The sequence below is a fragment of the Polaribacter sp. 20A6 genome (assembly GCF_011378915.1).
In the GTDB taxonomy this organism is placed as follows: Bacteria; Bacteroidota; Bacteroidia; order Flavobacteriales; family Flavobacteriaceae; genus Polaribacter; species Polaribacter sejongensis.
In genome coordinates this window covers 53,319-65,789 of record NZ_WTPZ01000008.1, presented here as the reverse complement: position 1 = coordinate 65,789, position 12,471 = coordinate 53,319, and the positions used below count along the sequence as shown (strand labels likewise).

General features: G+C 30.8%; 11 protein-coding genes. 2 read left to right on the top strand and 9 right to left on the bottom strand.

Annotated elements, in window-relative coordinates:
• Positions 1-12: 12 nt before the first annotated feature.
• The 6 genes from tilS to GQS57_RS19025 form a co-directional block, all read right to left on the bottom strand.
• Entirely contained in the window at positions 13-1,323 is a 1,311-nt protein-coding gene (gene tilS, locus GQS57_RS16170; protein WP_165733898.1) for a tRNA lysidine(34) synthetase TilS, read from the bottom strand.
• A gap of 40 nt (positions 1,324-1,363) precedes the next feature.
• Positions 1,364-1,825, bottom strand: coding sequence for a hypothetical protein (locus GQS57_RS16165; RefSeq protein WP_165733897.1), 462 nt, complete (start codon positions 1,823-1,825; stop codon positions 1,364-1,366).
• 1 nt (position 1,826) lies between these two features.
• Positions 1,827-2,063, bottom strand: coding sequence for a hypothetical protein (locus GQS57_RS16160; protein ID WP_306772168.1), 237 nt, complete (start codon positions 2,061-2,063; stop codon positions 1,827-1,829).
• Positions 2,064-2,079: 16 nt separating this feature from the next.
• Positions 2,080-3,396, bottom strand: coding sequence for a serine hydrolase (locus GQS57_RS16155; RefSeq protein WP_165733896.1), 1,317 nt, complete (start codon positions 3,394-3,396; stop codon positions 2,080-2,082).
• Positions 3,397-3,426: 30 nt separating this feature from the next.
• A complete protein-coding gene (locus GQS57_RS16150) occupies positions 3,427-4,728 on the bottom strand; it encodes an anthranilate synthase component I family protein (RefSeq protein ID WP_165733895.1) in 1,302 nt (433 codons plus the stop codon).
• Positions 4,729-4,795: 67 nt separating this feature from the next.
• Positions 4,796-6,019, bottom strand: a complete 1,224-nt coding sequence (locus GQS57_RS19025; RefSeq protein WP_240915506.1) for an acyloxyacyl hydrolase — start codon at positions 6,017-6,019, stop codon at positions 4,796-4,798.
• A gap of 111 nt (positions 6,020-6,130) precedes the next feature.
• Here GQS57_RS19025 and GQS57_RS16135 point away from each other — a divergent pair, with 111 nt between their 5' ends.
• The gene (locus tag GQS57_RS16135; RefSeq protein WP_165733894.1) at positions 6,131-6,739 is read left to right on the top strand and encodes a DUF4230 domain-containing protein; all 609 of its coding nucleotides are present in this window, start codon (positions 6,131-6,133) and stop codon (positions 6,737-6,739) included.
• A 38-nt stretch (positions 6,740-6,777) separates the two neighbouring features.
• Here GQS57_RS16135 and lpdA read toward each other — a convergent pair whose 3' ends face one another.
• Positions 6,778-8,178: a dihydrolipoyl dehydrogenase gene (lpdA, locus tag GQS57_RS16130; protein ID WP_165733893.1), complete on the bottom strand. Its 1,401-nt coding sequence runs from the start codon at positions 8,176-8,178 to the stop codon at positions 6,778-6,780.
• A gap of 162 nt (positions 8,179-8,340) precedes the next feature.
• Here lpdA and GQS57_RS16125 point away from each other — a divergent pair, with 162 nt between their 5' ends.
• Positions 8,341-9,606: a glycosyltransferase family 4 protein gene (locus tag GQS57_RS16125; RefSeq protein ID WP_240915505.1), complete on the top strand. Its 1,266-nt coding sequence runs from the start codon at positions 8,341-8,343 to the stop codon at positions 9,604-9,606.
• A gap of 145 nt (positions 9,607-9,751) precedes the next feature.
• On the opposite strand, the gene GQS57_RS16120 is transcribed toward GQS57_RS16125, so the two are convergent.
• Together GQS57_RS16120 and GQS57_RS16115 are read right to left on the bottom strand one after the other, a co-directional pair.
• Positions 9,752-11,374 carry a glycoside hydrolase family 10 protein gene (locus tag GQS57_RS16120; protein WP_240915504.1) on the bottom strand — a complete coding sequence of 541 codons (1,623 nt, stop codon included), beginning with the start codon at positions 11,372-11,374 and terminating at the stop codon, positions 9,752-9,754.
• A 47-nt stretch (positions 11,375-11,421) separates the two neighbouring features.
• Entirely contained in the window at positions 11,422-12,171 is a 750-nt protein-coding gene (locus GQS57_RS16115; protein WP_165733892.1) for a DeoR/GlpR family DNA-binding transcription regulator, read from the bottom strand.
• Positions 12,172-12,471 lie beyond the last annotated feature (300 nt).

Here is a 12,471-nt window from a genome sequence, read left to right as displayed (position 1 = left end):
ATTGGTTTAATTTTATATTGAAATTTTTAAAAGTTCATCTGTAGCTTCGTTTTTGTTAAAACGATTGTCTTTTCTAGATCCAATAATCCAAATAATGGCATTGTCATTATTGCAGAGTAGCCAAGTATTTTGTTTTTGTAAAAGCGAAAATTTTTCGTCTTTAAAATACTTGCTTAATTTCTTTTTTCCTGTCATTCCAGATGGATAAAAGAAATCTCCATCTTGCCATCTTCTAAGTTTTAACGGGAATTTTAGAAGCTGTTTATCGACATAAATAGTTTGTTTATTTTCTATTGATTTTTCTTGTACTTCTTCAATTTTTAAATGGATAGGTGCTGTAATTATGGTCGTATTTTCGTCTATCTCAATTGTTATTTTGGGTACAGCAGAGAAAACTTTTTTAGAAAGTAATAAAAAACTTCTATCTTTTAATAAAGTATGTGTTTTAGATATAATTTGTTTTCCAGATTGGGCAGAAAGTAGATCAGCAACATCGTCCCATTCTGTAAAATTATAGTCTTTTAAAAGCTGATATAAATAAGCCTTCGGATTCGATAATTTTTCGATTTTAGAAATATCTATTTTAGAAATACTATTTTCTGATGCGATGGCTTCTGATGATATTTCACCAATTTTATCTTCAATGATTTGCTGACTTTCCTTTAAATGTGCCGTTGTTTTTTCAAAAGTTTCTAGCAAACTAGGGTTAATTCCTTTTAAAACGGGAAGAATTTGATGTCTAATTTTATTTCTGATATATTTTGTAGATGCATTGCTTTTGTCTTCTCGCCAAGCAATATTATTTTCTTTTACAAAAGCTAAAATTTCTTCTCTAGAAAATTTTAAAAGCGGACGCACAATATTTCCATTAATTTCCGGAATTCCGGTTAAGCCATCTAAACCGGCACCACGCGTTAAGTTAATTAGAAAAGTTTCTAAATTATCATCTGCATGATGTGCTGTTAAAATATAATCGAATTGGTGTTTTTCTATAAGTTCATTAAACCAATCATACCGTAAGTTTCTTGCAGCAATTTGTGTAGATTGTTTGTTTTCTTTGGCAAATTCTGACGTATTAAAATGAATTGTAAAAACTTCGGTATTTAGATTTTTACCTAAGGTTTTTACAAACTCTTCGTCTTTATCACACTCGATTGGTCTTAAATTAAAGTTGCAATGTGCTAAAGAAATGTCAAACTTTAAAGCAGATAAAAGATGTGTTAATACTACAGAATCAATTCCGCCAGAAATGGCGATTAATAACTTTTTATCCTTTAAAAAAGGAAGATTTTGATGAATGTGGTTCTCTAGTTTTTTCAGCATTATACCTCAAAAATAACAATTTTAAATGTGATAGTGTTATTTAATTTGAAGAGTATTGTATATCGTCTTTTGTATTCAATTTCCCATCTCCTCCTAAAGAAGTCAATTGGTAATTTTGTCCATCTTTAGATGGGATATATACAAAAGTAGATTTCCAATAATCCGTTGTTAAATTGCTTCTTAACGGGTTGTTTCTAATAATATCTTTTAATGCTGATGGAAATTTTCCAAATTGTTTCTTTTCTGCTTCTAAAAGTTTAGAAATTTCCAGCATTCTTTTTGTAGTTCTCTTTTTATTCTCATTATTAAAAAAGAAGAATGAAAATAGGAAGATAATAGGAGTAATAATGATAAAGAAAATCAACAACGGTTTTGTCATTGGATGCCAAACAATACTTTTTGGGAGGTTATTTTCTTTTTCATACTTCCTTCTTTTTTTGGTTTTAAACCAATGTTTGATGTCTAAGTAAGTATCTAAAATACATCCTATAAAATCAAACATTTTATTGTTTGTTTAACCAAGCACGAATCTCTTTTCTGATAGAAACTTCTGGTTTTGGCAACGGAATAGTTCTACCAAATTGTTTACTTCTGTTAAATTTAGAAAAGGTAATTTTTAAATCTTTCCATTCCTTTGGGTATAACTTTAAAAACATGTTAAACATATTTTGTTCTGTTGGTTTTTCGTCTAAACTGTCTAAAGTTTTTTGAAAAAGTTCTTCTTGATTTGGTATCATCATGTAAATTTAAATAAAATTATTGATTGTCTTTTATTGCTTTATAAAACACTTGCTGCAGCTTTGGTCTTATATTTAGATTGTATATATTTCTATGGTTTCTATTGGGATATACTCTGTTTGATAAGAATATAAAAACCAAATTATTTGTAGGATCTGCCCAAACAAAAGTCCCCGTAAAACCACTATGTCCAAAGCTTTCTGGACTTACTTCTGGCGCAGGATACGCCTCTTTTATAGATAATGTAGCATTGTCAATTAATGGTTTGTCAAAACCTAAACCTCTTCTGTTTTCATTTTCTGGATATTGAATTTTAGTAAACTCTCGTACCGTGTTTTCAGAAATATATCTTTTTCCATCGTAGATTCCGTAATTGGCATACATCTGCATAATTTTTGCCAAATCTAATGAAGTACCAAACAAACCTGCGTTACCCGAAATTCCACCTAAAAGAGCTGCGTTTTCATCATGAACCCAGTTTTTTGTAAGTCCTTTTCTAAAAAGGCTATCGACTTCCGTTGGTACAATTAAGTTGTTGAAATTTTTAGATTTTGGTCTGTAGCCTAAAGTGGTTGCTTCTAATGGACCATAAAAATTGGTTTGCAAATACGCTGTATAATCTTCTTTGGTAATTTCTGAAATTAAGTCAGGATAAATTAAAAAGCTTAATCCGGAATATTTATATTTTTTTACATCAGAAACTTTAGATCTATTAATTTGTCTAAAGACCTTATTTTTAAATCGATTCTTAACATAAAGTCCTTCGTAAGCTTCATTTTTAAATCTTCTGCTTGCCTTACTTTTGATAAAACGAGACTTGATTTTTCCATCTTTCTTTAAAACTTCATTCAAGAAAATAATGTACGGATTTAATCCTGCTTGATGTGCTAAAATTTCTCTAACGGTAAGTTCTTTCTTGTCTTTCCTTTTTTTCCAAGGTTTCCAATACTTGCTAAAAGGACTGTCTAAATCTAGTTTTCCTTCAGAATGGAGTTTCATTAAAGCAGGTAAAGGTCCTGTAATTTTTGTTACAGAAGCTAAATCGTAAATATCATCTAAACTTACTACTTGAATGCTGTCATAGGTATGGAAACCGTAGGTCTTATTAAAAATGATTTTACTGTCTTTTACCACTAAAATTTGGGCACCAGGGAATGCTTCTTGTTGTATACCAACATTCATAATAGAATCTACCTTGTTGTAAATGTAAAGTGAGTCCATACCCACTTCAGAGGGATTTCCGTAAGTGATTTTTTCATTTTGAGCGATCGAAAAATGTGAGAAAAATAAGAACCCAATTAGCAGTAAAGTAGCTGTTTTTTTAAATGTTGTCATATTTATTGTTAATTATTTTATGATTACTGTTTACTTAGAATTCAATAATGCAAACTTCATTGCTTTTGCTTTTAACAAGCATTCTTCATATTCTTTTTCTACAACAGATTGTGCTGTAATGGCACCACCAACAGAGTAGGAGATGTATTTCTCGGCTTCATTATATAAGATACTTCTTATAATTACGTTAAAGTCAAAATCGTTTTCTGGTGTAAAATAACCAATCGTTCCAGAGTATAAACCACGTTTGGTTTCTTCTAAATCTTCAATAATTTTCATGGCAGAAACTTTAGGCGCTCCGGTCATACTTCCCATCGGAAACGTACTTTGTAGCACGTCTATCGGATGTGTGTTTTCTTCAACTTCAGAAACTACCGTAGAAATTAATTGATGTACTTGCTTAAAAGAATACACTTTGCACAATTCTTCTACTTTTACGCTTCCTATTTTTGCGGTTTTAGACAAGTCATTTCTAACCAAATCTACAATCATTACATTTTCTGCACGTTCTTTTTCGTCTCGCGTTAAGTCTAAGGCTAATTGTGCGTCATCAAACTCGCTAACCAATCTTTTTGCAGTTCCTTTTATTGGTTGAGAAATTATTTTTGTGCCCTCTTTTTTAATATATCTTTCTGGTGAAGCACACAGAGCATATTTGTCATCTAATTTTAAAAAGGATGCAAAAGGTGGTTCGGAAATTTGGTTGAGGTGTTTATATACTTCAACCGGATTTATAACCGCATTTTCTGCATAAAATTCCTGACAAAAATTAGCTTCGTAAAGATCGCCTCTTTTTATATGTTCTAAAACTTCGGTTACTTTTGCATGATACTCATCCTTGTGAATTCGTAGTTTTATTTTGATGTCACTTTTAGATTGCTGGATTGTTGGATTTTTAGATTTAAGAATCTCATCAAAATCACTTTCAATTTCATCATCTACCATTCTTAAATACTGAAACTCTACAGAGTTTCCCTTTATAAAAACAAGCTTTTTAGGTTGGAAAAAATACAAATCGGCAAAATCTAAACCATCAAAATTTTTGGAAGAAAGTTGCTCAACATCATTTTTAACATCATAGGTAATGTAACCAAAAATATAATCTTTGGTAATGGTTTGGTATTCCTTTAACTTCTCAAACGCATTGTAATAATCGGTTTTAATAGAAGTGAAATCGTCTGCAGCTAAAGCGGCATCGAAACTAGAGTATTTTTGATGGTAGTTATTAGAATCTAACCAAATAACAGTTTCAAATTGTTGTGCCCAAGACAATAAATTATCTTTAAATTCAATAGTGTTATCAACAGTAAAAGTGCGAGTTGTTCTTTGCATATTCGCTTCAAAAATACAATTCTTATTTCTTTGAGATGTAAATTTTTAAATTGATTTGATGTTGATGTTAAAATGTTTTTCCAATTGTAAATTGGATAGGAATTGCAACCCCAGAATTTTCAGTAAAAATATTTCCGTTAGAGTAATGCATAATTCTAAGTTCTGCATTGTAAGCTCTTTTTTTACCAAAGAAAACACCTAGTCCCATTGTGTCTTGATACGTAATTTTTGGGCCTGTTTCTAAATTATCTATGTTGCTTTTGGTTAAGTAAGTTGGGCCAATTAAAGAATAATTGGTGTACATGTCAAAGCCATCTCTTCGCATTAAGTAAAAACGCATGGTTGGGAAAATGGAAAACGCAAACACATTTGTATTGGTGGCTTCCGTGTTAAAAGCGGTAACACTAACACCCCAATCTAGAGAAAAAAGTTTTTGTGTTCTAAAGGCAAGCCTTTGGTAGGTGATAGAAAAAGAATTTTCTGCTTTTACGTCTCCAACCCAAAAAACTGGAATTCCGAAACTTTCGAAATTACCCACTTTTAAGCTCATCCCGAAAAATTGGTTTGCTCCAAAACCAATTTTACTGGTTCCGTAACTTACTTGTAAAATATTCTTTGGAAAGAAATATCTTTCGTCATTTTCGTATTCTAAAGCCAACTCTTTAGGTATTTTTTGAATGTGGTATTCAAAACCAACAGAGGCTTGTGAAATAGAAGGTTGATTGTGTTTATCCGATTTCGGAAAAAAGGTTCCATTTAGAGCCAATTTCCATCGGTCATTTAATTGATAATTGAAACCAAAACCATAGAGCAAACTTCCAAAATGAGCATCGTCATAAATTACTTTGTCTTCAATAGAAAAACCACTTCTTGTAACATTTGCAGCGCCTAATTCTCCAAAAAAAGATAATTTATTGGTAATGTTGATGTTCTTTTTAAGAGATAAATACCAGGCGTTAATCCACACACTTCTAAAATAACCAATATTATTTACATTGTCATATTTAAACCAAGAAGCAGGTCTAATAACTCCAAATTGTAATGCTAGGTTTTCTTTTATTTTATACCCAAAACCTAATTTTCCTGAAAAATAGTTTTTACTGAAGGTTTCTGTTTTATAACCATCAATTAAGTTATCATTAGAAAAAGGATAAAAAATACCACCAAAGTTAACACTATAGTAAAAGTTTGATAAAAATTTAGAAGGTTGTGTTTTTGGGGTCTCACTTTCTTGACTATTCAGATTGTAAAAAATCATTAAAAAAGAAAGTAACAGCATATTTTTTTTCATGTTATAAAAGTAAGTAACTTTTTAAAAAGAAAAAGGAAAGATAAAAGCCTCTTGATATGAATTGACAAGTATGTTTTTTTTATATTTATTTTTTGGTAGTATATTTACATTATGGAGTTAATTATTTTAGGATTGATTATTGGTTTAGGGATTTCCTATGTGATATCGAAACGATTTTCAGTATCAAAGAAAAAGGATTTAGTAGAAAAGCAATCAGTTATTTTATTGGATAAAATAAAGAAAGTGTCTAAATTGATTACTGTAGAAGGCGATTTCTCTGAAATTTATCATCATGAAAATACCAAAGAAAACTTTTGGGGATTTAGCAGTAAGAAGAAGGCGATTGTTTTAATTCAGGCAAAAGCACACATTGGTTTCGATTTCAGAAAAATTAAACTGGCAGCTAATACAGAAAAAAAAGAAATTGTTTTATCAAATTTTCCACAGCCAGAAGTTGTTTCTATTGAATGCGATATTAAGTTTTACGATATAAAAAATGGTTATTTAAATAAGTTTGGTACAGAAGATTTTACCAGTTTAAATAAAGACGCAAAAGAACATGTGTTGAATAAAATACCAGAAAGTAATTTAATAAAATTGGCAAATAAAGAAGCTTTAGAAGCCATTTTATTAATGGAAAACATCGTGGAAACTATTGGATGGAAACTAGATTATACGGCTTTAGAAGAAAATGAAGCGCAAAAAAAAATCTCGAAATAAATGTATTTCGAGATTTTTAAAATTATATATTTTACTAATTAAGCATTTAAAGGCTTTCCATCCCAAGCAGCTTTTGCAGCTTCTTTTACCGCTTCTGAGTACGTTGGGTGACCATGACAAATTCTTGCCAAATCTTCTGCCGATGCTCTGTATTCCATTGCAACTGCAGCTTCCATAATTAAATCTGCAACACGTGCACCAACCATGTGAACTCCTAAAATTTCATCTGTATTTTTATCTGCAATAACTTTTACAAAACCATCTGTATCTCCACTAGCACGAGATCTACCTAAAGCTCTCATAGAAAATTTACCAACTTTGTAATCTACTTTTGCATCTTTTAATTCTTGTTCTGTTTTACCAACAGCAGCAACTTCTGGCCATGTATACACAATACCAGGAATTAAATTATAATCGATATGTGGTTTTTCGCCAGCTAAGTATTCAGCTACAACAACACCTTCTTCTTCTGCTTTGTGTGCTAACATTGCACCTTTAACAACATCACCAATTGCGTAAATATTAGAAACGTTGGTTTGTAAATGATCGTTTGTAGTAACTTGACCACGTTCGTTAACCTCTACACCAATTTTTTCTAAACCTAAACCTTCTGTATATGCTTTTCTACCAACAGCAACCAAACAATAATCTCCAGTAAAAGTAACTTCTTCACCTTTTTTGTTATTTGCTTTTACGATAACTTCATCACCATTTCTTTCTACAGAAGTAACACCATGACTTACAGCAAACTTAATACCTTGTTTCTTTAAAACTTTTGTAAGTTCTTTAGAAACATCAGCATCCATAGTTGGTGTAATTTTTGGTGCGTATTCTACAACAGTTACATTTGCTCCCAAACGTTTGTAAACCGTACCTAACTCTAAACCAATAACTCCACCACCAATTACAATTAAATGTTTTGGTACTTCAGTTAATTTTAAAGCTTCGGTAGAAGTAATAACACGCTCTTTGTCTAAAGAAATAAATGGTAAAGTAGACGGTTTAGAACCTGTTGCGATAATAATATTAGTTCCTTCAATTATTTCTGAAGAACCATCATTTTTAGTAATCTTTACATGTGTTGCATCTTCAAAAGAACCTAAACCTTCAAAAATATCAACATTGTTTTTGTCCATTAAATATGTGATTCCTCCTGTAGTTGTTTCTACAACTTTGGCTTTTCTTTCTACCATTTTACCAAAATCGAACGTAGGGTTTTCAACAGAAATTCCATGCTCGTCAAAATGATTAACAGCATCATAATAATGATGAGAAGAATCTAATAATGCTTTAGAAGGAATACATCCAACATTTAAACAAGTTCCTCCTAAAGTTGAATATTTTTCAATAATTGCTACTTTTTTACCTAATTGAGATGCTCTAACTGCAGAAATGTATCCTCCAGGACCAGATCCAATTACAATAATATCGTATTTCATGATTGCGTTTTTTTGCGTAAAGTGTAACCTTTCGCTTTGTTTCTTATATTGATGAACAAAAATACATATATTTTCATAGAATAAAGTAAGAAATAAGTAGTTTTACCAATCTGAATTTCTTAAATTTTAGCTAAATAAATTTTAAAAAGAAAAGGGTTTTAAATGAAAAATGATTTGAAAGAATTGACAGAACAACATGTCTTAATTATTGGTTATGTTTGGGTTGAGCCAAATTCTTCTGCTGCCGGAAGTAGAATGATGCAATTAATTGAGCAGTTTTTAAAACATAATTTTAAAATAACTTTTGCTTCTCCTGCTCAAAAAAGTGAAAAAGCTACAAGTTTAAGTTCTTTAGGGATTGATGAAGTTTCTATTGAATTAAACAATGCTTCTTTTGATGGTTTTATAAAAGAGTTACAACCAACAATTGTGATGTTCGATCGTTTTATGATGGAAGAACAATTTGGTTGGCGTGTTGCGGAAAATTGCCCGAATGCAATTCGGATTTTAGATACGGAAGATTTACATTTTCTGCGAAAAACACGTCATCAACAATTAAAAAAAGGAGAAGAATTTACAACAGAAGCATTATTAAAATCTGATGATGCAAAAAGAGAAATTGCGGCTATTTTACGTTGCGACATGAGTTTGATTATTTCTACCTATGAAATGGATTTATTAAAATCTGTTTTTAAGGTTGATGAAAAAATCTTGTATTATCTGCCTTTTTTATTAGATAAGATTGATGATCATCAACAAGAAAAATGGAAATCTTTTGAAGAAAGAGCAAACTTTGTTTTTATTGGTAATTTCTTTCACAAACCAAATGTAGATGCTGTTTTGACTTTGAAAACTGAAATTTGGAGTGAAATTAGAGAGCTGCTTCCAAAAGCAGAAGTTCATATTTATGGTGCGTATGCGAATCAGCAAATAAATCAATTACATAATAAAAAGGAAGGTTTTATTATTAAGGGTTTTGCAGAGGACGCTAAAGAAGTGGTGAGAAATGCGAGAATTGTTTTAGCTCCGTTGCGTTTTGGGGCAGGGATAAAAGGAAAATTGACAGAAGCAATGATTTGTGGAACGCCAAGTGTAACTACAGAAATTGGAGCAGAAGGAATGTGTGATAGATTTCCTTGGAATGGTTTTGTAGAAAATGATTTTTCTGATTTTGCATTGATTTCCGCAGAACTATATAGAAATAAAAATTTGTGGAAAAGTTATCAATTAATAGGAGCTGAAATTATCAATGAAATATATGATAAAGAGAAGTTAGGTGTGCTTTTTATCAATCAAATAAAAGAAATTCAAGAAAATTTAGAACAACACAGAACTCAGAATTTTTTAGGGAATTTGTTGCAACACCAAACGTTACAAGCCACAAAATATATGAGTAAATGGATTGAAGCTAAAAATAATATTCAGTAATTTATTTTAAAGAGATTAGTACTTGTTTTGAAATATTATAATTGCATAATTAAATGCAATATGTCTGGTTGAGCGTAGTCGAAACCTAATTTTAGGAATCTAATAGTTCTAGACTGCGCTCGAACTGACAATGGTAATTTAATTTCTATAAATTAATTTCCTTAACAATACTCTCGTTTCCAAATTTATCAACAGCAGTTATTGCAATCGCTTTTAAAACGCTTTTTGAATTTTTATCATCAACCTTAACTAAAGGGATATTTTGTGAATTAGTAAAATTACCATGAATGCTATAATCCCATTTAGAGTTGTATTTATAATACACTACCCAATTGGCAATTTTATCAATATTTTTATGTGTCCAGGTTACCTGTAAGTTGTTTTTTTCTTTTGAATAATTTACAATTGGTGCTTCTGGCGTTGTTGTACTTAACCAAGGGTAACTTGGTGTTAATGCTTGTTTTTTATAAGGACCGTTAAAAATTGCTTCCGTAAGTTCTGGAGAATCAATTAAAGGGGCAATGCTCCAATGCACCGTTCCTGGAGATTTTGAGGTCATTCCACGCGTAATCATAATTTGATTGATGGTTTCGTCAATGGCTTCTTCTCCTTTTTTTCTACCAATACTCATTCCTGGCCAAAGATGTCTTTCTTTGGTGTTTTCTCCTATCCACCAATTTAATAAAACAGGAAAACTAACATCCATTCTATTAATTGGCCAATACAATTGCGGTGTAAAGTAATCTATCCATCCTTCGTTTAGCCAAAGTTTTGCATCTGCATACAATTCGCTGTATTGGTCAAAACCAGCAGTTACAGAAGCAGGATAATTAGGTCTCCAAAAGCCAAAAGGACTAATTCCGAATTTTACGTTAGGTTTTGTTTCTTTTATGTTTGTGTAAATACTTTTAACGAATTGGTTTACATTGTCTCGTCTCCAATCATCTCTATTTAATTTTCCGCCAGTGTTTAAGTATGCTTTCCAGCTTTTATCATCAGGAAAATCTTTGTTGTTGTTATAAGAAGGATATGGGTAAAAATAATCATCAAAATGAATTCCGTCTACATTATATCTTTCAACAATGTCCATAACAACTTTGTAACTATGGTTTTGCGTTTTTTTATTTCCTGGATCTAACCAATAAAAACCAGTTTCTAGTTTTACAGCTAATTCTGGTTGTTTGCTAACAATAGAGGCTGAGGTTATTTCGCCTCCAGTGGTGTGGTGTGCTCTATAAGGGTTTAACCAAGCGTGTAATTCTAGTCCTCTTTTATGTGCTTCTTTAATCCAAAATTCTAGAGGATCATAATACGGAGAAGGCGCTTTGCCTTGCGTTCCTGTTAAAAAATAAGACCAAGGTTCTAAGTCGCTTTTGTACATAGCGTCTGCTTGTGGTCTAACTTGTAATACAACGGCGTTAAAATTATTTTTATGAAGGAGGTCTAATAATTTAATAGCTTCCTCTTTTTGTTGTTTGCTAGAAAGGCCACGTTTACTTGGCCAATTTATATTAGCAACACTCGCAATCCAAGCAGCTCTAAATTCTCTTTCAGGAGCAGGAACTACCCGCTTTTTTACCTCAATGATTTTTTTAGCTTCAATAATTTTTTCAACATCAACATTTTTTTCAATTTCAATGTTTTTTTGTGTTTCATTGCCTTTTTTTATTTCTGTATTATAGACTTTTTTACTACAATTAATAAATAGTAAAGTAAATAAAACAATAATATATATTGATTTGGTGTTTTTATAAAAAAGCATTTTCATTGATGTTGTTGTATTTATTCTAATAATCGCTCCTTTCTTGATGAAAATTACATTAAAACTACGCCAGAGTCAATATAGGGTTTTAATATAGGGTCGTCTAGTTCTAGGTCCGTAATGGCAATATCAATTTCTTTAAGAGGACAGATATCGTAATTTAGCCTGATATTTAGTTTGTTGGAAGTAGATAGGTAGACATTGCGTTCAGAAGAATCAATCATTGCTTTTTTAACCAAGGCAACTTCGTAGCCTTCGCCAGTAATTCCTTGTTCAGCATTAAAAGCGCTTACGCCTATAAAGCAAAGATTTGCGGTAATGTTAGATAAATATTGAATTACATCTATACCGGTTGTTACCATCGAGTTTCTTTGTATTCTACCTCCAATAAAAATAGTTTCAATAGTTGCGTGTTCTGCCAATTGCATTGCAATTGGTAAGCTATATGTATAAATGGTTGCTTTTAAATTTTTTGGAAATAATTTTGCTAACATCAAATTTGTAGTACCTCCACTCATTATAATAACCATTCCGTCTTCTACTAAAGTAATTGCTTTCTTAGCAATAACAACTTTTTCTTCTCTTTTGTAGATTACATCTTCATTATAATGATAGAGTTTTTGCATGGTAGAAATTGCTCCTCCATGTACTTTGGTTAGTAGTCCTTTTTTATCTAACTCCTTTATATCTCTTCTAATAGTGTCTTCTGAAACATTTAATTTTTCAGCCAAAAAAGTGGAACTAACCTGTCTGTTAATACTTACTTCGTCTACTACTTTTTGCTGTCTCTCTTTCTTTTTCATAAAAAAATGATTTTTTCAAAAGTAAGATTTTATTTAACCATTTTGCAAATGCTTTTTATTTAAAATGATTTTTTTTGCCGTTTTTTTGCGTTTTTGTAATTAAAAACGCAAAAATTAACTAATTTACAATTAATGTTAAATAGAGTAGCTTTTGTTCATTTTCCTTAGTGATACATTCATTTATTGTTGTATTGATTGATTTTGTGCTTATTTGGTAATTTTTAATAATTCTTGAAATCGCAATGGATGCGTGTTTTTTTCTTGAAATATTTAATTTTTCGAATAATTTTATTAAATATT